The sequence below is a fragment of the Erysipelothrix urinaevulpis genome (genome assembly GCF_009828835.1).
Taxonomy (GTDB): domain Bacteria; phylum Bacillota_I; class Bacilli_A; order Erysipelotrichales; family Erysipelotrichaceae; genus Erysipelothrix; species Erysipelothrix urinaevulpis.
This window is the reverse complement of sequence record NZ_WTTB01000006.1, coordinates 135,970-162,406: the sequence shown is the minus strand read 5'-3', so window position 1 is coordinate 162,406 and position 26,437 is coordinate 135,970. Positions and strand designations below refer to the sequence as shown.

Here is a 26,437-nt window from a genome sequence, read left to right as displayed (position 1 = left end):
TTCACAATTTGTTCTTCTTGATACTATCCAAAACTACTGAAGAAAGAACTGAAAACAATAAAAAAGTAGTTGATAGAAATTTGTTAAAGAAAGATTCTATTTCGTGATCATTATTTAGATGTGCTAGATCATTTCTTATATTCAACCCTTCATCATTCTCATCGGATAATAGATAGTACCGGATAACTTTCGATTGGCATTTACCAAGAAGTTGTTGAATTTCTTGATTTTCGTCAGATAGCAAATAGTTGAGTGAAATGCTTTTATCTTTTATGTAATCAATTTCCCTACGTTGAAACTTATAAAAATTTCTAAGAATTTTTTCTATCAAACTACACATATACATAGTTGGTCCATAATAATTAGCAATTGATATTTTTTGGTTCAAATTAGTTTCGTCTTTTTTCTCCGATATATTTCTAATTATATCAAACAATGTATTAAAATCATCGTTCAATTTATAGTCATCATTTATGCTATATTCACTGTCAATAAGTTCGACATAAGAGCTCATTGAGCTAATCAATAAATCTGGTTCATTGTATATTATATAATGTGTAATACTCATTAAATTAAACATTAAATAGTCCAACTGTTTTATCCTACTATGTGTAAAAAATGAATTAGAATTATTTGAGAAAACACCATCAAATACCGATAGTTCCATTTCTTCGAGAATTGAAAAGATGCTATCTCTCTGTTGTGGTCTATGAGTATATTCATAGAGTACTATTCCATGTCTAGATATTTCTTTTTTAAGTAATTCAATAGTTTCAGATGAATCGATTTTGTCAGAGAAAACATGTCCATAGGTCCTAAGAACTTGATCAAACTTCGGTGAAATCACCTTCTGTAAGGACTCAAAATTATATACTTCTGGTGACTTTGAATTTTTAAGGTATTTTAGCCAATCATGATAGAATTTATCATATAGATAAAACACTTGGTCTTTTTCTGTCCCTGTTAAATCAGATTGAACTTTCCGTGAGAAATCTAATGTTACAGTTTTATTGAATGATTCGGTTTGATCCTTAAATTGAGAAGAATTTAATAACTCTAGATTATCAACAATGGACGAATCTATGTAATACACATTCTCAACAACTATTCTTTCAAACCACTTTTCGAGAATTTTAATATTCTCTTTTAAATATGATATATATAACTTAAAATTTTTGGGGATAAGCAAATCATGGTAACAACAATCAAAAATATACTCTCTAACTATTGAATCTATTCCTTTATTTGATGCAATCATAATAATTTCATTTTTACAGAAAAGGTATTCTTTAATTAGTTTTGAATAGTATCTATTAATCAAAATATTGCGTGTGCCGATTTCAAGTTCACAGATTCTTTTTAATACACTCATAATCTTATTAAATCTTTTTAGTTCTTCTCCACTTGCAAATAATGAGTCGTTTTCATGATTCAAATAACTTTGATATAATAGATAATTTTTGATTTTTTCTAAATCAGTTTTAGACTCTTTTTCATATATTAGAAGCTTGTTTATCATTTTATCTTCTTGACTAATTCTAGAAATAATATTTGATTCTTTACTAATATCCAGTAATGTTACTAAGCTCAATTTACTCAATCCTCCTTATATATAACTTTTCATTAGAACAATGTGATTTGAATCTAACTCTAAATTAAAATCTCTATTACACATATTATAAACCGGAGTGTCAATACTTTAGTTGTAGTGGATAAGCTTTTTTGTAACACAAATGTTTAAATAAGTTGTAGTATTTCTAATTTTATTGGGATTTTTATAACCGTTTGATGGATGTGGTCTAACCTGGTTATACCACCCATATATATTCTGATATTCCAGTTTCGAGTTGTTTGTCACTTTTAAACTGTAATCGGTTGATATGCTCAAATTTCAAGGTTCTCAAAAATCGTTCCGTCTCCTCATTGTCATAAAGACATCCAGCTTTATTCAAACTTTGAATCACCTCGTTTTGTAGGCAATCTTCTGTGAAATCATAGGATGCGAATTGGCTTCCTTGATCGCTATGAAGGATTAAACCTTTAGGCCTTTCCTTTTGTGAAGACAACGCTGTATCTAAAGTCTCTTTTGCAAGTGAACTTGTCATCATTCGACTCGTTTTAGTGGCACAATGCTTCGGTCTGCAAGGTCCAAAATACTGCAGTTGTATTGGAACTTACCATTCCATCCTTTGATATAAATAAAGCTGGTACACCAAACTGTGTTCTTTTCGTTTACATCAAAGTCTTGTGATAAGTGATTTGGAAATATCTCATGCTTCGTTCCTTCAATGTGTTGAGGGCGCTTCTTATTAGGTACACAGTAGAGTTACAACTCTTTATTCATATATTTATGAACAGTAGTCTTACTGTTATTGAAGTTATCACGAGCTAAGAATACGACCATTCCACGATGCCTATAATGCCACCTGTAGATTGGAAGACATCTTTAATTTAATTTTTGATGGAATGCTTCTTTTGAAGATACTCCCGCTTTGTGTTTTTGAGATAGTTATAATACCCACTAGCATAAACACCAAAACTCCTTAATAACCAACGTAAGCCAAAGTAATCCTTATACTGTTCAATAAATTTATAGATTAATTGCTCGTTTCCTTCGCAAAGAATGCCGCCGTCTTTATTAGAAAGTCATTTTCCTTCTCAGCTTCGGAGAGTTTTTTCTTGAGTATACGATTCTGCTCCATTAACTCAAGTTCATTCATTGTTTCTAGCGTTACTTGGCATTCTTTGCGGTAATCATGAACTAAGTTATTAATGGATGCGGTTGATACACCATATTCAGTGGCAAAACTTACAATGCTACGTCCATCTTGGATATTAGGTGCAACGATTTTATTTTCTATTTCTGTACTGTAACGTTTCATATGTTTTCTTCTGTTTCTTCTATTGTACTGGATTATACACAGGTGTTACAAATTAACTATACCACTGCAATTTTAATTTAGCCATATTTTCATCCAAGCAATTTCTTGCTAAAAACTTTATTCCATCTCTTCTTAACCTCTAAGAAATCATTTTCAAAATTCATCATCAAATCATAATATCCAGGATAACCTGTGAAATGATTAAATTTAAATACCGGTATTAATTTACCGTTAACGAACAAATCCCAGCAATTAATTTTTTGTCCTCCTCGTTTCCATTGTTCAGAGATAGCCTCCCCTGATACATATATTTTACTTTGTTCTATCGTAATATTATTCATCGTTTTTGAGTCAGGTAATTGTTCATCCACTTTTGCTGAAAAACTATGATAACATCTGGCTTAAGATATTTTATTTTATTTAAGAATTCAGAAGGACTATTTCCTAAATCTCTTGTTCCATCTATAGTTTCTCCTTCCATAATAACTTTTTCATAGAAGTTAATAAATGATAATTCAATAAATGAATTTACATCCGAATTTTTTTTCAAAAATTTTGCAATGCGTTTGAAGTATTCAATTGACCAATCGTTTTTAAGATATTTTTCAACTGTATTAATTGTTATGTTCCTTAAAACATCAATATTTTCGAATTGATTTAAATCTCGAGTATAATGACTTTCGCCAACAACAAGAATCCTAGTTTTGAAGCATAATATCCTCCTCCTATGAAAGGATTAATTTTAAATTGCATTTTTCCTCCTAAAGTTATTGTAAAACTTCATTAAAATTGACAATGAAAAAAAGTTAAGTCCCAAATCATTTGGAAACTGCATTTGAGTGCAAATTTAGCAGTTATTCGGTTGATAAAATGTACTTTAAATCTTATATTCCAGATCAATTATTCATTTTTGAATCATTTCATTATTATAAATTGACAAGTGAAATATTCAACCAGTTTGAAATGACAACATTTTTATAATTACGTTTTCCAATTTTTTCTAGTTCGGACTCGCTGTCTCTAGAAAGATTGAGCTTATTTCAATAGAAGTTGTATCAATCGTTTTTTACTCATGTGTAGTGAAAAAATTATAGATATAATTCAATTTATTTACTAGTTCATATAGATTAAATAACTATAACCTAGAAAAACTAACCTAACTACCTGTTAATAAAAGATTGTCTCATTGAAATAACTCGTATTTTCTCTAAGTATTTAAGAATTGCTGAATAAGCTATATTTTCCTTGTGCAGTGTGGCCGCAACTAAAGCATACTCCATCGATAAATTCGTTTGAAATATCGCACTATCATCAGTATTAATACTTACACTTAGGTTCTTAAAATTTGATTCCCAGAGTCCGTCTGAGTTAAAAGAAAACAGTGGTAAATCAATTCTTTTTCGTAAATAAGAAATTTTATAATTGGAACTTGGGTTTGCTTCAATTTCTACCCCTAATTTCGTAATTTTTTCTCTCAGCAACTTTTGAGCCATTTTAACGCAATCGATATAGATATCGCTCGCTTCTAAGACTACTTTCTTTTTTGCCTCAAGTTTGTATTCAGTGTTCATGTGATACTCCAAATACAGTTTATTTGAAATTCTATTATCAAAACAACTACTACAAATATCTCTAGTTTTTTTTGAGCGTAACTTGTACGCTGTTAGATAATGATGGATAGATAATGTTTCAAATCGAGATGGAAGAAATTCCATTTTGTACTTTTCATATTCAGACTCTAAGAACGATACATGTTCATTGTTTTCTTTGGATATGATGTGAAACATCCATACAATATCATCAACATAATCTTCAACTGAGGTATGAATTTTACATCTTTTTGCAGCAAAATACTTATCTACATCTAAGCCCATTGCAATCGCATGACCAAGCCTATCTCCACGACCAAAATTTAGAAAACAAATTACTTCATCAATTGCTCTAAGTCCATTAACAATGGTATTAAATTCCTCACCAACGTGATATGTAAAACCAATATTGCTTGTGAAATCATTTAATAGTCGATGACCTTGATAAATATCACTTAACAAGTAGGGTCTACAATTTAACTCATAATTTGCCGTATCAATCCCTACTATTTTGTCCTTATAGTAGTCAAATGTATTCTCCTTGAAAAATTTTTTGTTTTTTCTTTCATAGATTTTTCTCATTGATGTAAACTCAGTATCAAATTCATACTTGTCAATTTTAAATCGATCCACTTCAATTCCACTGTTATGCTCAACGTTAGATTTTATGTAATGACAAATAATCCCATAATCAATTTTTTTTCTATTTTTAGAATTAATTTTGTTGTGATGCTCAAACATTTTATTGTTTATTAAATCAAGATCATTTACTAATTTTTGTAACTTTGTCGGATTTAAAGGTGTCACTCTAAATTCAATCAGTTCAACATTTTCATCTCTATAATACTTATCAAAAACACTTTCATAAATAATCTGATTAATGTTTCGACCTTTAAAATAGTCTGAGTGTTCAATGAAATTCGACTTTATATTCTCGTGTTCTTTAAACTGACCAAATCCAGTATTATGATTGTCATGAATTAATCTTAATTTGAATTGATTGATCCCTGTAATATACATGTTAAATAGGAACGAGTCCAATTGATTAAAATTATTATTATAGTTTTCAATGATTATATGATAAAGAACTCTTTGAGCAATAATTGGAGCCAATGCAGTTTCATTTTTATTTCCCCTTCTTTGGACTATATTATAAGTAGTAGTTGTCTTAGACTCAAACCATTCTCTAAATTTATTTTGTAAATACTTAAAACGAACTTCAAGTGATTTTATTTTCTTTTTATTTTTTTCTTGATAATTTTCTGGTTCCTTTTTTAACAGAATTATCATTTCTTTGCGATCTTGTTGACGAACTGTAAAAAGATCAATCATTTCACTAGAACTTATTTTATATTCTGAAGGGATACTTTCTCTAAGTGACCATATATAAAAATGGAGGTACCTAAGTTTATTAAAAGCAAAATTTTCCTCCTGTAGTTCTCTTACTGTTTTACCTGAAGTTTTCGAATATACACACTTTGTAAAAGAGTCAACCTTATAAAATGAATCCAATACATATGCAATCCAACTTAAATCTACTGAATACCCAGATCCCTTAAGATGCATATGGTTTTCTGAAATACCTTCTCTAAGTAATTGCTTAATATCTTCAGCATCATGATCTACGAATAAAGAGTGATTAATATTTTCCTCAGGATCTAATCGATTATTGTACAAATAAGAAGAATAAAAAACATTAGAATCAAGTTTATTTATAAATCCATCCCACTCGAGTAAATTATTGAATGTCACAGTTGCAACACCTTTATTTCTCTTTATGTATGTAGACGAGATATACTGAATAAGATCTATACCCGTATAGTTTGAATCAGTATTAATTCTAGTTTGTTGGTTGTTTTTAGGTGGTTGATTTGTCATATTATTTACTATCCAAGACAATAAAATATCAAGCTCATCATCGCTATAATCAAAATTATACCTGGTTTTATATACCTTTTTAATTTTTTCAAAATATTGGTCATTTATAAATTCTAAACCATTACTTTGATTTTTTGATAAAAAATTTAATGAAGAATTATAATTTGGTAATCCTACATTTCCTAAAGGATCTTTAATTTTTTCAAATTGCTTTAGTAACTCACAAAATTTGATATCCTTAAATAAAACACCAATTATTCTATCTAAACTATTCATGATTTATTCCTTCTCTTCATACTTATTATATATAATCTCAATTTGCCTTCTTTCATCTTCTTTAATAGTTTTTCTTCTATTTCTTTTTAGTTTATCAATTAAAAGTTCAACTTCATTTGTAGTTGCATTTTGGTTAATTAAATAATCTTGGAACTGTTTTAAAAAATTGATATATTCTTGCACATCATTTATATTTTTATTATTTAAGTTTACCTCATCTTTATTATCAAAATTATAAATCTTATTCTTAGCATTATTTATTTTCATTGATTTACTAAGATTAATAATGTTATTTTTTTCTATTTCCTTAATATCTTTTTCGGTATATGGTGGATAATATACTCTCATTTTATTCTGAATCACATTATTTTCATACATCTTTGGTTCCTTAAATGAGTCTGTAAATTGCTTAATCAAATGAATATCTTTAATCCCAAAATGCCTTATTATTTTCCCTTCTTTTATCATTGAACTATACTCTGAAAAAATACCTTTAGTAAGTCTGTTTAAAGTATATGTAACTGGATTATTCTCTGATCTTCTATGTAAGCTTTTTCTTATTAAAAAGTCGATGGTGAACATATTACTGAAAAGAAGAAATGATCCGCCTTCGGGTCCATTATCAGGGTCAATTTGATTTCTAATGGCGTCGACTATGTACGATTTATTTGATAAATATGCGAAGGGATTCGTTCTATATAGAGTATTTTCTCTAACATTTTCAATGGAATCATTTCTATATTCAAAATAGTGACGATACTTTAATCCATTGCCCGTTTCATTGATGTTTTTTGATACATCACTGGTAATTGAGAAACCTGAATATGTAAAATATGAAGGTTTAAAATTTTGACGTTCAAACGAAAATCCATCTAGATCTCTTAGTCTCACAACCGCAACTTCATCAGATCTCGAGTAAGAGTAAAAATTATAATTTTCTGGGATTATGAGCCCATTCATTAGTTCTAAATAGTCATTAAAATTAACATCACTGTCCAAATGCGTGTTTAAAGTAGATAAATCAATTTTACGAACTTGAATATCATGTAAAATACTGGAAGTTAGGAGACTAAACTCTATAGAGTAAAGAACCTTAAAATTATAGATAAAATAGCCAGGGTTTGATTTATCTGAACCCATCGTATTAATTTTTTTATAGTCTTCCATCGATTGTACGACATCCCCCAAGCATATGTTGTGAGGCTCCGCACCAAGATTACGAGGATACGATACTACATCTTCTCCATAGTTATCTTTAACACTTTCGATTGCATTATAATATAAATAGGAAAAAGCTATGTGATTTTTGAGTTGAACCGGAGCATTCATCCAGTTTCTAAAAAAGAGAATTTCTTCAGTATTCATTTCTTTTTCTAACTTATCAACAAAGTACGATTTAAAAATCAATAAATTCTTATAGTAACGTTCTGCATTAGTTTCATTACTCTCGACTTCGTATTTTAGAGATCGATCAATAAATTCACAAAGTTGAAGAAGACCCCTTAAATTGGAAGGCATAAATAGCCTTTCATTTTCTCTAGTATCAATTGGTTTAATATCTAAATTCGTTCTATAAAAGAGTTCTCTAAAAATTGTATCAAAAACGTTTGTTTCAGTATTCAGACTACTCCAATTTTCTAATACCAAGTCAAGATCTTCGAATATTGATTTAATTTGAGCTTCTAAAAAATCATTACTCGTTGGTAGGTATACTTTTTTTGACTGTGGAATAGCTTTATCAACCATGTTTTTAGCTTGTGTCCTGAGTTCTTCTGTATTGATAATTTTCTTATTTAGTAATCGGTCATTGTCTTCAATTAAGCCATTGACAATAGCATTTTGAAGTTGACTGTCTCTAAATGACAAAACAATAGTTGCACATCCTGAAAGATATTTAATGACATCATCAAATATGTGTTTAACAGATTTATTCCCAGTCAAATCAATATCATCGACAATAAGAACAAATCTTTTTATTTCTTTGTAGTTACTAAGTTTGGACAGCTCGCGTATCACATCTTCTGTAAGTTTTTTAAGCATCTTATCGAATGACATTTTTTTCTCAAATTCATCTAGAAGGTCAATGTTTGGAACATTTCGATCATCAAACAATCGCTTATTTTTGGCATCATGTAACATTCCAACAAGTTCTTCTAAGTTATATACGATTTCAGAAAGGTTGCATGACGATCCCAAACGATTAAACTCTTTTTTAACAAGCGAATAGATTTGAGTTAGATAATATACAATAATCGATAAATCACCTTCAACCTCATTCGGGTCAATTATATCTAACACATAGTTCCCTTTCTGATCATGCACGTAGTTCTTATATGTCTGAAGTAATGATGATTTACCTGATCCTCGTTCTCCAACCACACCGATAATATTCGTATGATGTTCATTGTCATTTTCGTTAGTTAATTCAACCATCTTTATTAGTTGATCTTTAAATAAATAATCATTTCCGTGATCGATAACAGCAATAGTTTCTTCTCTACTCAAAGCAACTGGTTTGTATATTTTTTTCCATTTATTATTTTGTAACATATTGTTCTCCTTTTTATCATTCTAAATAGACCAAATTATTTTTTCTTATCATTCTAGCTCAATACATAAAATACCACCTTCATTTAAAATAAATCCTCTAGATATTTTTAGTTAGTTTAAAAACATCTAAATTCTACTCATACTCTGTATGTAGTGGTAGAGCAATTTTGGAACACTAATGTATAAATAGATTTAAGTATTTCTAATTTCATTTGGTGGAGTGTCAACACTTTAGTGGACACTCCATTTAAATATGCAATTTTTTTTAATAGTCTATACAATTCATATCCGACTACAAAAATTAATCTGTAGCTACTTTAATTCATTATCGTAGAGAACAATATTCTCATTTAACACTTTCATCCATTCTCTACTTATATCCTGCGTGTACTTAAAAGGTTTTACTTCTATATTATTTTCTTTATATTTAGAAAAATCCTTGCTTTTTAATATATCTGGTAAGTTTGGGATATTTTTCGAGCCAATTTCATACTGAAATGCGGACGTGTATAATAAGTTTCTATCAACAAACCATGTCTTAGAGAACTTGTCTATAATGTTTTCTTTAGCATCACTAAAATATCTCCTTCTAACTGAAAAGATATCTTCATTTTCTGCAAGATTACCAGTATCAATTTCATCTAAAATATTTTTATATACTTCTTTTACTACGTCTGCCTTATTCATATTCTGAAGTGCTTTTTCTATTTCTGACCTTACGCTTGTATCATGTGGAGTATATGCATCTAAAAGCTGATCTATATATCTTGAATCTATATTGTACAAACTTGCTTTATGTTCACTATAAAAATTAATTTCCGTTAGGTCATTCTCCGTTGATTCTTCTGCTTCATGTTGAAGCGATCCTTTTATACTATTATAGGTACCCTCATGTTTTTTAATTAAAGCAACCATAGATCTCATGGCTTCAGATTCTTCGTACTCTTCATTATACTTATCGTATGTGATTAAAGCTTCTTGTGCTTTTTGTAACCGTTGAAAATCCCTCACATATTGGATCTTTGTTTCAATATCAACATTTTCATCCGTTACTTCTAGTGAGTAGTTGCTCAAGGCATCAAAAGCAAGTTTGAATTCTTTTTTACTTTCTTCATAATCTGGATAAATCAAAGCGTGATGCTCTTTTGAATGAGAATATAATTCTACCGCTTTATTTACATTATCTTCCATACTTAAGGGTTTTCGATATGTTACAATTAACCCTTTATTTTTTCCAGGATAAGTTCTATTTGTTCTCGAAAATGCCTGGATAAGATTCGCGTACTCTAAATTACGGTCGACAAATAAAGTAAGAACTTGTGGAGCATCAAATCCAGTTAATAGTCTGTTCACAACAATGACTAAATCAATTTGTTGTCCAAATTTCTTAAACTCAGCTTTTTTACGAGCTAAGCGATTATTGATATCACTATTGTAACGATTAATCTCACTAATATTCCACGAGGTATTATAGTAATTATTGTAATCATCGATAATATTTTCCATTTCTGTTTCTTTATGAGCTGCTTCAACACTATTCTCATCTATTGAATAAGTAATCGCAATCCTTGGGAAGTCTGGATCATCAATGACACGTCCTTTTTGTACTGGGCTATCACGATATAACTCCTCTATCCAATTTGAGTTTTTCTTAATATCTTGAATTTTTTTATAATATTTTTTTGCCATCTCGATCGAGTTCGTAGTTAAAATAGCTGACTTGGTTGGCCTACCATTCTCAAAATCAAATTTAACATATGCATTATCTGGCTTAAGCATCTTCTTTACAACAGATTCAACATGCATATCGTCTTCATAAACCTTATCATCAATATACGTTTCTCTTTTAATTCCATCCATACTACCAATAATTGAATGAAGTTGATCATCTGATTTATTTTGATTAACTCTCTTTGCCCTTAATGCATCAAAGATTACATTGTCAATATCTGTGTCATGAATAGTATGATCATGTTCCACCTGAAACCCTAGCACAGACTTATCATCCAAAGCGTTTTTTATTGTGTACGTATGAAGTTCTTTTCCATATTGATCAGGTGTCGTTCTTGCTAGCTGCCCTTTCGCTTCTTTTTTATTCACTTCAAAAATAGGCGTCCCTGTGAATCCAAACCATGTTGAATTTGGAAAGAATGACTTGACAGACGCCATGCCTTCAGAACTGATAGCACGATGACACTCATCAACAATAAATACTATGTGTTGTCCAATTAACTTCTTAAAACGATTTTCTTTGTTACTCTCTTCTTGTTCACGAGCATACTTTAAAGCTGCTTCTAATTTTTGCCTTGTTGTTATAATAACTACATTAGAATTTGCATCAGACAATAGTACTTTACTGAGTTCCCTAGAACTCCCTGTCCCAACAATTAAAGCATTCTCAGCACCTTTATAACTTGATATACCGGTATTATACTCAGACGCAAATTTGGTAAATTCACTCGTTGTCTGATTGTCTAAGTCTTTACGATCCACAAGCATAATTGTTCGGTCAACCCCTGGCTTTTTCGCTAGAAGCTTGGTCGAGACAAAACTTGTTAAAGTCTTACCAGATCCTGTTGCATGCCAAATATACCCGCCTTCATGTCGTGAGGCCGACTCATAAATTCGCTCAATTGCATGAACTTGATAAGGATGTAAAACCATTAGACGTTTATGACTTTGATCCTCACTCAGAATAGTATAATCTGCAATCATCTCGTGAGCACGGGGAATACTTAAAAACTGCTTCGTAAATTCATAAATATCATCGACTTTTTTATTATCGCGTGTTCTCCAAGTAAAAAGATTTTTAGGATCCATGTCTTTGGATAAAGAGTTCGCAAAATATCGTGTATTCTGTTCATTAGAAATTACAAATAACTGTAATGTGGAAAATATATTATTTCTAAACGTCCCCTCCTCAGTGTACTTCTTAATTTGATTAAACGCTTGATAGAAACCATCTTTAGCTTTGATCTGTTTTAATTCAATTTGAATTAAAGGTAATCCATTAATCAGTAAGGTTATATCAAATCGTCGTGAACGACTCGCCTCACTATCACTAGAAGTCGCTATTTGATTGACAACTTCATAACTTGATATTCCACCAGCGATATCATGATTTGAATATAAAACTAAAGATACCCGGCCTAAACATGTATCATCACGTTCAATATTAATACGAGCAAATCCATTCTCACCTTTTAACCATCTTGCAGCATCAAAAGGAGTCACTGTCTTAGACATCAACTCCACTTTAACCTTCTCAAACTCATTATCAGATAAAGGAACATCATTCAATTCCGCCAAGTTGTTTTGAGTAATCTTAACTCTCAAATTACCCCATAAATCATCAACAGACTTTAAATCATCTCGATAAACCCATTGATTAACACCCTCAGCTAATACCTCTATAAGACGTTCTTCAACTTGCGCCTCACTATTATAATCACCCACAGACATCGCAAACACCTCCTATACAAACATCTTCTGTAAAAAACCCTTTTTAGTCTCTTCCAGTAATTCTATCTCACTTTCTTGTAATTCAATCATTCTATCTAGCTTTTCAAAAAATAACCCAATTTTCACTTGTTCTTCAAATGTTGGTATTAATATCGGAAATTCAGTTAGTATTGGTAATCTTAACGAATCAACTGTTGCCTTCACTGTATGTGTCATTGCATGCCTCTTGAAACTGTTTTGAAGACTGTATAGTATAAACTTACCATTGGTATTGCTATCTAAGAAATTACTAATTCTATAAACCCTCTGATGATAATCAAATTTCCCATTTATGTAATGATATATTTCTCCTAATCGACCTTCCCCCGGTATCAATATAGCTTCACCATCATAGATATACTTATCGCTTCTCTCTATTTCTTCAGATCTTACGTAAAGAGGATATATTCCATTCTCACTTGCATCCTGTAGATCACTTGAGCCTGTTTTTATTTCCGTCAAATTCCCGAGATACTGATTATCCCATTCCGTACAATACTCTTTAACTCTATATTTCGGAATCTTATTTCCTCTTTTAGGAAACATATTCAACAACATCCCACGCTTAACTTCTTGTAATTGCTGTAACTTACGCTGATGAAGAGTAATAATCTTGTCTATATTCGAAAACAATGCTCCGATATTCATAGACTCGAAATTATTTTTGGGAATTTTTATCGGTATAAGACTTAAATCGTTACTATTAATTGCCGGATAACTTGTACCAGTACATCTAACCAATACTAAGTTAACAAATTTTGTAGTTTGCACTAAAGAAAGTATAAAATCTCCATCTATTTCAGGTCTAATTTGTGCATAACCAGTAGAGAAAACGAAGTCCGTATCATCTCTCTTGAATAAATAGTTATTCTTTTGGTATGGTCTTACAGTTTGATAAAATAGATCACCTTTATTAGCTAGACGTTGAGCCCTACTTGGAGCTGTTTCGATCAATTCTCTCTTAAATGATTTTAACTCAGTGCCTTGTACTGATTCTAAATCTACATAGTTAAACTTACTAGGTATTTTTGAACTAGGATTTATCTTCGATATATTTTTTAACTTACGCTGTTCCCAATCGTCAGAAAAGCCTCTAAACCTAATATCAGGTGTTTTTCTTTTAGTCTTCATACTTAAACACCTCAAGGGCTCCTTTGATCCAATCTTCATCTTCTTTTGAATAAGTAAGTTCAGAGATTGTATCGTAAAGCTCTTTTTGTAATTGTTTTTGTTCTTCTCTTATTTCTTTAATTTCTGCTCCGACTTGAGCCATGTCCACAGGCTCTTCTTCTTCGAATGTATCAACATATCTTGGGATGTTTAGGTTAAAGTCATTTTCCTTGATTTCATCAAATGATGCTAAGTAAGAATATTTATCTTTAAAGTCTCTATCTGTATATGCTTCTATAATCTTGTCTAAGTGTTTTTCAGTTAATTTATTTTGGTTTCTTTCTTTTTCAAAGTCGTTGCTCGCATCAATAAAGAGTACATCTCTATCCGTTCTATTTTTCTTTAGTATCACAACGGTTGTTGGGATTGATGTTCCAAAGAATAAGTTTGATGGCATTCCGATTACTGCATAGATGCTTCCATCTTCAAGTAGTTTTTGTCTGATGGCTCCTTCAGCCCCACCTCTAAAGAGAATTCCGTGTGGTAAAACAATTGCCATGGTCCCTGTATCTTTTAAGTGATAAAAACCATGGAGTAAGAATGCGAAGTCCGCTTTAGATTTAGGCGCAAGTCTTCCATATCTCATGAATCTTGAATCTTCCATAAAAGAGTCATCTGATGACCACTTTGCTGAGTAAGGCGGGTTCATTAAAACACTATCAAATAGATAAGGTTCGTCTGTCGGCCAATCCTTGTTTAATGTATCTCCATTGTTTAAGTTCATGTTTTCGTTATCAACACCATGAAGAATTAAATTCATTCGTGCTAAGTTGTATGTGGTAGTGTTTAACTCTTGGCCATGATACTTAATGTTTCGGGTATCTTTAATATAATCTTTAACATTTAACATTAATGATCCTGAACCCATTGCGGCGTCGTAAACGCTAAAGATCTTACGATCTTCTTCTCCTAGTGTTACAATTCTCGCCATCATTTTAGAAACCATTTTCGGAGTGTAAAATTCTCCTGCTTTTTTCCCAGCACTTGATGCAAATTCACTAATCAAGTATTCATAGGCATCCCCTACAACATCACCATCATGACTTAGGACATCTATTTCATCTAATTGTTTGATGACTTCGGTTATTGTTATATTTCGTTGTTGATCATCTTGTCCTAGCTTACGTGATGTTAAATCGATATCATCAAATAAACCTTCGAATTGTTCAAAATTTGTAGTCAGATAAATGAATCCTTTATGCAGATCATTCAATTGAAATGTTCCTTGTTTAGCTTGTTTTGCTAAATGATGAAATAAATAGTCTGGCTCTATGTCATAGTTAATAACATCTTTTAGTGTTTGAATTAAGTCAGCTTTAGTAGACTCATCCTCCAAGAAATCTCTATATAACTTTTCTTGTTTTTCAAGTGAATTATATTCTTTAAGTAATTCACCAGCTTGTTCCACAACCGTTTGTAGTAACTGATCTGATAAATACTTATAAAAAACTAAACCTAATAAATAATTTTTATATTCAGATGCATCCATTTTACTTCTCAATGAATCAGCTGCATTGAATAGTCTTTGATTTAAATTTGTACTCATTAAATCCTCCTATAATTAATCTTAATGTATTATTACTTCATTTATAAGTATACCATGCTACTTATGTGATTATTTATGTATATTTCCCTATATTATGAGTTAAGCATCAGAACCTTAAAAATGATTAACTACATCTAATTTCAAAAAGACACAGACTAACCTATAAGCTCAAACTTTGGTCAAAAACTATATTTAACGATTAAATTTAAGACTTAATTATTAATCACTAGGACTAAACTATATTATACTGATTATCAACTTTATTAATGGTTTCTGATTCCATAGCTTTGATAACAGTAGATAAATGAATCTTAGAATTTTTTCCTAACATAGTATAGCCGAAAACTTTAAATATTTCTCTATGCAACTCTTCCTCTGTTAAGGATAATTGATTTTTAAGTGTAAAGATAATCGCATTTTTTAGTTCAACTTTAGGAATCTCTAAAAAGTCCCTTTTTTCACCAGGAATTCTAAAAGAATTATACTCATGCATATCTTCTACACTACTCCAAACAGTATTCTCAATATCCATATAGACTCCTGACTTACTGAGAATTGATAAAAAATGGTTTCTCATTTTATCTGTGAGAGTTTTCAAGTCAAATTTCAACATTACTCTACGGCATAATGTGTCAAACATAATTGGCGCTTCTGCTTCAACTATTTGTTTTAAAATTTGGACTGCTTTTTCTTTTAGTCTAGAATTTTCGTAAAATTCTTCAACGGTAACATATTCAATATCTGCTAGAAAATCTTTAGATAATACAGATTCATATTTATAGTATTCATCTGACTTTATTTCGTTAAATTCAAGAATTGGAGTTATATCTTCTATTTCGTGATTATCTTCTTTTTGCTCGATGTTTCTTATGATGGAATCAATTGTTAATCTTCTATTTTTAAACCAATCAACTGACCAAAGATTAATTGTTTTCCAACCAAGTCTTTCTAACATTGTCATTTGTGTACTTACACGATCATCTAGAGAATCTTGTTCTCCAAATCCACCATCAACCATAACCGCTGCAATATATTGTGTTGGATTGTCTTTATCTTCAATCGCTAAATCAATTTTAAAACCTGAAGATCCCATCTTTATCTCTGAACTATAACCTCTTTTTTCTAATTCTTTTTTTAATTGTAATAATATTGAATTTTTTTCTTCGTTATATTTCGTAGATTCCGATTGCATTATTAAATTTGATTGAGCATATTCCAAGAAGTTTTTTAAATCACTTGGACCTTGTTTACTAGTTCTATTCAAATCAATTCTTGATGCAGGAAATGAAGAGAACAGAACCATCTCATCCCTTGCCCTTGTGACTGCAACATTCAATCGTTTTGATCCGCCTTTTTGATTAATCGGTCCAAAGTTCATGCTCATTTGACCGTTTTCTTTAGGTCCAAAACCAATGGAGAAAATAATTAAATCTCTTTCATCTCCTTGAACATTTTCAATATTCTTTACAAAAAACTCCTCTTCTAAACTTCTAACTGCTTCTGAAAATTCTTTTGACTTTTCCATCTCTTCCTCTACCATATCAAGGATTAGAGCTCTTTGTGGTTGATTAAATGTTACAACTCCTATAGATCTCGTTAAATCTTTTTCATAAACTAAAAGATTCTTCAAATAGTCAAGTATTGCTTTCGCTTCTTTAATATTTTGACCACTCTTTGGTACACCAAAAGTTCCATTTACATTTATATTTTTTACTTTTTTTACTTTATTATTTGTTGATGGGAATGTATATAGTTCATCATTGTAGTATGTCTGGTTAGAAAATGTAATCAAACTTTCATGGTTAGAGCGATAATGCCACTTTAAATAATAACCAGGAAATGAAAGTGAAATTAATTCATCTAAAATACTTGGTAAATCCGACTCTTCAAATGACTCGTCCTCAACATTAGATTTGAAAAAACTTGTAGGAGGTAGTTGCTTCGGATCACCAACAACGATAACCTGAGATCCTCTTGAGATTGCTCCAATCGCACGATGTGTTTCGACTTGTGACGCTTCGTCAAATATAACTAAATCAAACTTGGGATTATCCGGACTAATGTACTGAGCCACTGAAATAGGGCTCATTAACATACAAGGTGCCACTTTTTGTAAGGCATTTGGTGCTTTACTAAACAATTCACGCAGTGAAATACCTCTTCCACCATTACCAACCGCTTTCTTTAAATATCCTATCTCAGAATTTGGGTTAGCATTAAACTTGTTATCGGGTAGTTCACGAGCTAATCGTTCATATAGATCTATTTCTAGTAATTTATTAATAGAGTTCTTGAAGGTGTTAATGTCTTCAAGTTTTAAATTCGAAGTTGTACCAGAAAACCCATATAATTTTTGATCTTTGTCAATTAAATTAACAATATAGGAATACGATAGATTTTTTATAATTGTATCAAATAAATTATAATCCCCATTTTTCTCTTCATAGGCTTGTACAAACTCTGAAAAACCTGCAGAAACCAACTTTTCTTTTGATTGATTATAGTTCAACCATAAGTCTAGTTCATCGAGTGATATTTTCATGTTTTCAAATTTTGTAAGCATTGATTCTAGCCAAGACTCATCTTCATTCGTAAACACATCTGCTAACGCTAGTTTCTCAAACTCTTCTAATTTATATTTTAAATTCCTATCCGATTGAATCAGCTTAGATATTAGGTCTTTTTTTATTTTGTAGTCCTGTCTGTTTTCCACAAATTTATTCACAAATCCATCAAAATTTATGCTTTTATCATAGGACAGTAACCTGTCACTCAATTTTTTATATTCTTGAGATTTTTCATATAGTAGTTCAAATTTCTTGAAATCAAACGTTTTCCCTTTCTTTACTTCCGTAAACAATTGGTTATTACTTTCAAAAACTTCGTGAATCTCTAAAACAAGTCCATTATAATTTTTGATATTCTCTATCAATAACCCTACTTCGTCTTTTGTAATTTTATTTTTATCTGCATGTCGGTTCAAAACTTTTAAAATCGCATTTTGTTTTAAGTACTTCGGTAGAAACCATGTCAGCTGAGAGCTTTGCCACTCTTGTTCAATTATTGAAATATTCTCATTCAAAACAGAATCGTTTAATTTATTTGTGATTTTCTGTAGTCTATTATTTTTTTCTTCTTCCAAACTTATCAATATAGACACAACAGAGTCAAACGCTTCGGTGTCTTTACTTTCAAAGTAGGCTTTAAAATAAATTTCGTCACTAACTGTTTTTTCTAGCACATCTAAAATTGCGTTTTTTTCTTCTAATCTACCTAAAATATAATCTTGTTCGCCTAATTCTTTACTTATTTTGACAACGTCATTTGTCAGTTCAGATATTTCATAGATTAACGATTCTAAGATTTGTTTGTCTTTCATTTTTAACATTGATGTTTTTATACTACTTAAATGATGGTTTTTTAGATCAGACAATAATTTAGCTTGCTCATCAATTTCAATTGTTTGCGTCAGAATCTCATTCATGTTTTCTTCATTGAATCTTAAATATACTTCTTTTGGTAAATCAATATCTTCCTCATCAATTGATTGGGCATAGATATTCATCATTTCATACAGAGTCATACCATTATCTTGTTTTATATTTGCCATTAAAAGTAGGTTTTTAGCTTCTTTACGAGTTATTTTGTACTTTTCTAACTCTTGTTCCAAACCAACTATTTCTCCTCTTTTTTCAACATCTAAAGTCTTACCTATTTTTTGTAAAACCTCTGTTTTTTTAGATTTATTTGAATGAAGTTCTAATGAAAAGTCCGATAAACCAATACTGTTTAATCGATCTTGCACTACCTCTAATGCTGCCATTTTTTCTGCAACAAACAATACAGTTTTACCATTATACAAGGAGCTGGCTATAATATTTGTAATAGTTTGAGATTTTCCTGTTCCTGGTGGTCCATATAATACATAGTCTTCACCTTTTAATGATTTAGTAACTGCAAGAGCTTGTGAAGAATCAGCAGGCATCAAAAATAAAGGAATGTTATCTATCTTCTCCTCTTGTTTAGTTTTTTCCTGTTCATGCCCCAATATTCTTCTAACATTTTTATTTTCCAGAATATCTTCTGTTCTTGTTCTGATATCTTCCCACATTACAAACTGGTTAAATGAGAAAATACCCAAATAAGCCCATTCAACAACATCCCAGCGATCTTTATCTTTAACGGCTGTTCTCATTGTATTAAGAATATAAGGAACATCAATACCATTTTCATCTTGTGGTAAAGGTTTCAGTCCAGGAATTTCAATATCAAGATCATTTCTAATTTTCTCTAATAGTGTTGTATTAACTTGAACTTCCTCATCACTAAAACGAATTTTATATCCACTTCCTCCACCTTTTCTAACAATTTCAACAGGATAAAGTATAATTGGTGAAAACCGTGGCACTTCACTTAAATCACTTTCAAACCACTTTAAAAATCCTAAAGCAACAAAAAGAGTATTCGAACCATTTTCTTGAATCGAAACTTTTGAATCTCTATATAATTCTTTTAGGCTACGATCAAGTTCAATTTCTGAATGTAAAGAAACTAAACGTCCATTTTTAATCTCATTGTTCATGAACTCCAGATATTTTTTTTGGGCTGTACGAGTATATGAAAATACTTTTTCTTTTTTATTCTCTACTTCAATAAATTCAGGTGCTGCTAAAATACTAAACTCAGTTCCTGTTGACAACTTATCTTCCAGTATACCCAAATCATGCTCAACCAATGACACATTTCTTTTTCTTGGTATAAAATTCAATAAGTTATTTCGTAGGGTTAAATCTAGTAGTTTTGATTCCCATGACTGCATTTTATCTCGTGCACTCTTATCAGTGACTAAAATATCATCTTTTTGATAATCTATATCGTCAATATATATTGATCCATTGGAATTATGAGTTGATTCAGTTTGCGTATCTAAGATTAAATCTCTAGCTTTAGGAAGAGGTTTTATCATCATTGATCTAGCTTGCTTAACATCAATAGCCATAATGAAATTATTTGCAATTTCCATTTGATCTTCAGCTGCTTGAATAGCTCCATTATAGGTGTAGGTATCATTTGATGTTAAAAGAACAGATTCAAATAATTCGACTTCACGCACTCCATTTGCAAGTCTCTTGAGAAAGAATGACCTATCTTCAATAATTGAATCAGGATAAGTTTTATCTTCCAACCAAGCACCGACAAAAGCGTGACCTTTAACAATCACAATGAAAGGATTAAGGCTCACGGCTTCTAAACAAGATGCTGCTAATACAGCAATATCCAAGCAATTAGCTATTTTATGCTCAACAATCTCATCAATGCTTCTAATCTTCTGTCCAACTTCTTCAAAACTTGGTGGTAAAGGAATATAATTAATCTCTAATTTTCTAATTGCTTCAAAAATTGCATTGATCTGTTTCCGAACGTTTTTTTGTAAACCTGTTTGATATCCTGCCATCGAAAAATTATTATCTCTTGCAATCTTTGCTGCATCACTAACTATGCTGGTAATAGAATTATTGTTTGGTGAAATAAAAGAAGCCACAAGATCGGGATGAACTGATATTCCAAGCCAGTGATTAAAAGGTAAAATTTCAAATTCGTATTCTTTATAATATATTGTTTTATCGTCTTTTATGATATTTACATCGAATTTGTATTGGCCTGTTTCTTCAATCTTTGATAAATAAGATAAATCTATTTTTAATTCTTGACCAACACTGACATTAAAATATGATTCTTTTGTGATATCAAAGCTTTTAACATACTTTTTATTAGAAATCTCAGTTGGTAAATCAATCTCTATAGAGATGTTTTCAAAGCTTTCGTCGGAGTTATTTTCTATCCTAATATTTCTAACTAAATTAATTCCATTTAATCCTGTAGTATAATTAATTTTGGGATTATAATCTACATAAACATTAAACATCTTAATATCCCCTCTCCTTTATTCTTTATCTATATATTACAATAAATACGATTTAGTTTCCAGAATCAAAAAAACTATCATTTTTCTATAAATTAAGTATAAATGTGATCTTTGCTCCATTAACCAACGACCATCCTAATTAATGACTTTGTTGTGATCACTTGCTCATAATCCTAATGAGTATCGTGGATTATTTTTCTTATAATTCATGCGTTCACACTTGAATATTTAACACAGAAACATCTCACGATTTCATTAAATTTCTGGCATTCACCAGTTCGTTAGTTCGTTATGGTTTATATACTATTTTCATAGATTTAATGTACATTTAGATGATCACGAATGACTGAATAAGCTACACTAGTTAAGACAGTAAAACCAGGTCACTTTATGAAACATGATAAAATAGTAGAAAAGAAAGCATTACTTGTGACAAAAAGAACTAGAAGAGCTAGAGGAACTTTTACAGACAAATTTATAATAGATAGTAGAATTGCTTAAAAATGGAAAACACCATTAGATTATATCGGTGAAAATGATCTTACACCTTCATCACTTAATAAATTGTTGAATCAATATTCAGTTTCAAATTTATTTAAAGAATTAGATAATAAAAGTCCTGACAAAAAAACTCATAGAATTAAGAAAATATTTGATAGATCGAAGAAAACTAAGAATCACTTCGTATTAAACTAGCCTTAAACAAGAACAAGTTACAACAAAAATTTACTGCTACATTACCACATATAACAATCGTAAGCGATTTAACATATGTTCGTGTCAATGGTAAATGGAACTACATTAGTTTCAAAAGCCTTTGCATCTATTGACTTTCTACTTACTGAGAATCAAATATTTCATACAGATAGAGGAAATGAACTTGGTGGTAGTTAAATTCAATCCATACCCTCAACTTTTGATATTAAACATTCATTAAGTCGAAGTGGTACACCATTAGTTAATGTGGTAGCCGAGTAAACAATAAGTACTTTGAAACTAGAATGGGTAGATGAAGAATTTTCATCGATCGAGGAACTAAAAAACAAAAAACAGATGATTATGTTAATTGATATTACATTCAACTAATGCATTTCAGGATTGGTTTCAAACCACCACTTGCGAGCTAAAAAAAATCTCAAAGAGTTGTCTTAAAAAGTATTGACACTGCATAATGCTGTATAATCTTTAATTTGATATAATATTAGATAAGAGAAAAACAAATGGAGGTTATTTAATGAGCGTTCAACAAGTGCAAAGAACAGTAAATCAATTAAACAAAGATATAGCAACATTAGAAAAAAAAATGGCTGATTTGGTTAAAAAAGAAGCTGACAGGACAAAGAAGATTGGAACAACGCAAAGAAGTATCACTAAAAACACTTCTGCCTCTACATTAAGAACGAAAACGAGGCAGATTCAAGGTTATCAAAAAGAACTAGACAAAATCCTTTCAGATAAAGCTAATATTAACAAAAAGATTGCTAATAAGAGGAAAAGTCTATCTGCTGTAACACTAAAGTTGCAGAAGGAAGAATCTATACAAGCAAAATCATTAGCCAAACAGCAAGAGAAGGTCTTCGCTACTTATGAAAAGCAAATTTTAGAATTAACAAAACAAGTGACTGAACAAGCCACTATCTCTACCACTGAAAAAAATATATTCAATTCTGAAGGAACAGAAGAATTTGATGTGTTTTTATCTCATGCAGCTGAGGATAAGGAATCTTTCTGTAATGATTTTTCAAAAATTCTTCAAGAAAAATATGGTTTAAAAGTTTGGTATGACGGCATTTCCATAAAATGGGGTGATAGTATTAGGGCAGAGATTGATAAAGGGCTTAAAAAGTCCAAATTCGGTGTAGTTATTTTATCGAGAAATTATATCAAAAAGTATTGGACAAACTATGAACTAGAAGCTCTTTTCCAAATTGAGTCTAATGGTGGGAAGGTTATTTTACCAATTTGGCATGATATTACAAAAAAAGAAATTCAAGATTTTAGCCCTACACTAGCAGGAAAACTAGCAATGAACACAGGAATAATGACCCCTGAAGAAATCGCGAAAGAACTTAATGAATTTTTTCAGGCTTCTCAAGAACATTTGTAATATAAACAAGTAAATAATTTCTGCTCCTATTGAGAAAGCCTGAAGTGTTACTTTCAAACCCCAAAAGGAAAACGAATCAAACAATGAGAGGGAAATGCAATACTTTACTTTACATTTAGTTGTTGTTTAATATTAAAAGAAAGGAATTGGAGTGTCTACCTAAGTGTAATCATTCGACGTTGCTCTAAATGATATCTTTTGATATAATCAGTTAAAATACTAATTGAAGATGTACCAAGAACTTTCAGGTAAAAAACTAAAATTACTTAGGGAATTTATATAAAAGGAATTAGATATAAAATCAACTGAAGTCTTGGGCTGTGTTGTCTCTACCTTGAGTAACCACACTCATATTTCTTTTTTAGTTTAGGAAATATCTTTTTGATTAAGAAGAGGTTTAAAAAATTGGACCCTCAGTAAAAGACTCTACAATAGCGTTACTTTTACACAATATGAATCTAAAAAACTTACTTATTGAATGAGATGAGACGAGAATAAACAATATAATCTAGAAACTTCTGATGAGTAATTTGATGTTTGTAATTATCTTACCTTAAAATTCTAGGTTTAAATGATAAGCATCTATATAACAAAAAAATTATTTTCCCTAATGTTCCGTTTAATTTGTAATCTTAATAAAGTTAACTGAAGGAGAGATAAAATGCCAGAAAAAAAATTAAAATTAAAAGCTCAGGGACATGAAATATCAGTAATTGCCTATGAAAATCAAGATGATTTTATTAGTTTAACGGATATTGCAAAGCAAAAAAATGCTACTGATCCTAGGTTTGTAATTCAAAACTGGATGCGAAATAGGAATACATTGGAATTTATTGGTCTTTGGGAACAAATACATAACAAAAATTTTAACCGTGTCGAATTCGATACGTTTAAAAATTCAGCTGGACTTAATAGTTTTTCTTTAACTCCTAAACAATGGATTGAGTCAACTAACGCTATTGGAATCGTCTCAAAAGCAGGAAGATATGGCGGTACTTATGCTCATAAAGATATAGCTTTTGAGTTTGCTTCATGGGTTTCACCAGAATTTAAGTTATATATAATCAAAGACTATCAAAGACTAAGAGAAGAAGAGCAATATAGGTTGTCTACAGACTGGAACCTTAGAAGGCAGCTATCAAAAACTAATTACCGTATCCATACTGATTCTATAAATGAAAATCTCATCCATAATAAATTAACTAAAGCGCAAATAGGTATAACTTATGCAGATGAAGCTGATTTGTTAAATGTTGCTTTGTTTGGATCCACTGCTAAGGAATGGAAGATGAGCAACCCAGAAAAAGAAGGAAACATGAGGGATTACGCTACTATAGAAGAATTAATAGTAATGGCAAACCTTGAGTCTGCTAATGCTCAATTCATTGCAGAGAATGTACCACAAACTGAAAGACTAAAAAAATTAAATCAAATGGCTCGATTCCAATTAAAATCTCTATTAAAAAACTCTTCATTAAAGAAAATAGAAGGGAATAAATCTATTGAAAAATAAATATATACAAAGAAACAGGCTCTTGAAACTCTGGTGTTGATGAGAATTATCTCACCAACACCTTTTCTTATGCTTTGAGCAAAAAAAAAGGACATTGTGAACTGACCCCGTTTTCTTGGACGGTTTATTTTAAGCTTTTACTAAGGGTTGATTCCTGTACTGTGCAGGAGTTAATCCTTTTAGTTTGGTTTTAATTCGTTTGTTGTTGTAATAATCCATATACTCATCGATTGCCTTTATTAGATCTTCAATTGTTTCATATTGGTCTTCTTGACCATAAAACATTTCTGATTTCATAATTCCAAAAAAAATTTCCATTAAACCATTATCTATACTATTTCCTTTCCTAGACATGCTTTGCTGAATATTTCTCTCACTCAGTTCTTTTACAAAATATGCGTGTTGATATTGCCAACCCTGTTCACTATGCAAAATCAAATCATCATAGTTTGAATTGTTTAAAAAAGCTTTAGTCAACATATCTTTAATTTGGTTTAAGTTTGGACTCGTTGAGATATTGTAGGAAACGATGAATCTTCCATGAGCATCCAATATTGGTGAACAGTATATTTTATCACCTCTAAGATTAAATTCTGTGACATCGGTAAACCATTTTTCATTGGGGTTAGAAGCCTCAAAATCTCTCTCAATATGGTTGGGTGCAACTGTTTCCGTGGTTCCTCTATAGGTTGAAAAATTACGTTTTTTTCGAATGATTGAATGTAATCCCATTTTATTCATGAGTCTTAAGACTTTCTTATGGTTTACGATAAAACCTCTATTACGCAGTTCGAGCGTGATTCTACGGTAGCCATAACGTCCTTTATTGTCGTAGTAAATTTTGATAATCAAGTTCATTATGTCATCGTTTTTAAAATCATTATCAATTTTCGACATATAAAAATAATATGTCGAACGGGATAAACCGGCAATTTTAAGCAAAATCTTTAGGGGATATTTATGTCGTAGTGAGGAGACAACTTTTACTTTTTCTTCTTTTCGTGCTCCACCCTTTGTTTCACTATAACATCTAATTTTTTTAAATACTCATTCTCCGCTTCTAAATATTGAATTCGCTCTTCTAAGGATTTAACTGTTTCTTTGGTTGATAAGTCACTTGATTTATTGTTTTTAGGTTTTGTCATTGATAATTTACCTCGTTTCTTCTCAATAACATTATACCCATTTTCTTTATAATTTCGTATCCAATTGCAAAGCATACCGGGAGATACCAATCCAACATCAATAGCAACCGAATTTACTGCTTCATAATTAATCAAAACACGATTAATGGTCTGTAACTTAAACTCAGAAGAATGCTTCTTATTCTTATCTTTTCTTAATATATCAGTACCATGAGTATCAATTAAAGAAATTAAATAGTTTACATTAGATCTTCGTATCCCAAATATTCGACATAAGTCAGTTACTTTTTCACCTCGCTTCCGTCTATTATATAATTCTATTTTTTGATTTCTAGTCAATTTAGCCATAAAAAA

At 30.6% G+C, this 26,437-nt stretch carries 11 protein-coding genes and 1 pseudogene; 2 read left to right on the top strand and 10 right to left on the bottom strand.

What is annotated here, in order from left to right; genetic code table 11:
• Position 1: 1 nt before the first annotated feature.
• The 9 genes and pseudogenes from GVV10_RS07930 to GVV10_RS07890 all read right to left on the bottom strand — a co-directional run bounded on the left by GVV10_RS07930 (position 2) and on the right by GVV10_RS07890 (position 21,318).
• Complete coding sequence (locus tag GVV10_RS07930) at positions 2–1,591, bottom strand: hypothetical protein (RefSeq protein WP_159521424.1); 1,590 nt, start codon at positions 1,589–1,591, stop codon at positions 2–4.
• 108 nt (positions 1,592–1,699) lie between these two features.
• Positions 1,700–2,882: pseudogene (locus GVV10_RS07925) on the bottom strand (IS3 family transposase).
• 89 nt (positions 2,883–2,971) lie between these two features.
• Positions 2,972–3,253: a hypothetical protein gene (locus GVV10_RS07920; protein ID WP_201290024.1), complete on the bottom strand. Its 282-nt coding sequence runs from the start codon at positions 3,251–3,253 to the stop codon at positions 2,972–2,974.
• A 789-nt stretch (positions 3,254–4,042) separates the two neighbouring features.
• Positions 4,043–6,625: an amidohydrolase family protein gene (locus GVV10_RS07915; protein WP_159521420.1), complete on the bottom strand. Its 2,583-nt coding sequence runs from the start codon at positions 6,623–6,625 to the stop codon at positions 4,043–4,045.
• 3 nt (positions 6,626–6,628) lie between these two features.
• Positions 6,629–9,175: a P-loop NTPase fold protein gene (locus GVV10_RS07910; RefSeq protein ID WP_159521418.1), complete on the bottom strand. Its 2,547-nt coding sequence runs from the start codon at positions 9,173–9,175 to the stop codon at positions 6,629–6,631.
• 312 nt (positions 9,176–9,487) lie between these two features.
• Positions 9,488–12,637, bottom strand: coding sequence for a type I restriction endonuclease subunit R (locus GVV10_RS07905; RefSeq protein ID WP_159521416.1), 3,150 nt, complete (start codon positions 12,635–12,637; stop codon positions 9,488–9,490).
• A 12-nt stretch (positions 12,638–12,649) separates the two neighbouring features.
• Positions 12,650–13,807, bottom strand: a complete 1,158-nt coding sequence (locus GVV10_RS07900; protein ID WP_159521414.1) for a restriction endonuclease subunit S — start codon at positions 13,805–13,807, stop codon at positions 12,650–12,652.
• Complete coding sequence (locus tag GVV10_RS07895) at positions 13,797–15,392, bottom strand: type I restriction-modification system subunit M (RefSeq protein WP_159521412.1); 1,596 nt, start codon at positions 15,390–15,392, stop codon at positions 13,797–13,799. The genes GVV10_RS07900 and GVV10_RS07895 overlap by 11 nt, the downstream gene beginning before the upstream one ends.
• 232 nt (positions 15,393–15,624) lie before the next feature.
• Positions 15,625–21,318 (bottom strand): DUF4011 domain-containing protein, encoded by a 5,694-nt coding sequence (locus GVV10_RS07890; protein ID WP_159521410.1) that lies wholly within the window; start codon positions 21,316–21,318, stop codon positions 15,625–15,627.
• 1,234 nt (positions 21,319–22,552) lie between these two features.
• Here GVV10_RS07890 and GVV10_RS07885 point away from each other — a divergent pair.
• Together GVV10_RS07885 and GVV10_RS07880 are read left to right on the top strand one after the other, a co-directional pair.
• Positions 22,553–23,425 carry a toll/interleukin-1 receptor domain-containing protein gene (locus GVV10_RS07885; protein WP_159521408.1) on the top strand — a complete coding sequence of 291 codons (873 nt, stop codon included), beginning with the start codon at positions 22,553–22,555 and terminating at the stop codon, positions 23,423–23,425.
• Positions 23,426–24,086: 661 nt separating this feature from the next.
• The gene (locus GVV10_RS07880) at positions 24,087–24,938 is read left to right on the top strand and encodes a KilA-N domain-containing protein (protein ID WP_159521406.1); all 852 of its coding nucleotides are present in this window, start codon (positions 24,087–24,089) and stop codon (positions 24,936–24,938) included.
• Positions 24,939–25,067: 129 nt separating this feature from the next.
• On the opposite strand, the gene GVV10_RS07875 is transcribed toward GVV10_RS07880, so the two are convergent.
• A protein-coding gene (locus tag GVV10_RS07875; RefSeq protein WP_201290023.1) for an IS3 family transposase occupies positions 25,068–26,431 on the bottom strand; the annotation gives its coding sequence in 2 pieces (ribosomal slippage) (positions 25,068–25,928 and positions 25,931–26,431; 1,362 coding nt in all).
• Between the last annotated feature and the right edge of the window lie 6 nt (positions 26,432–26,437).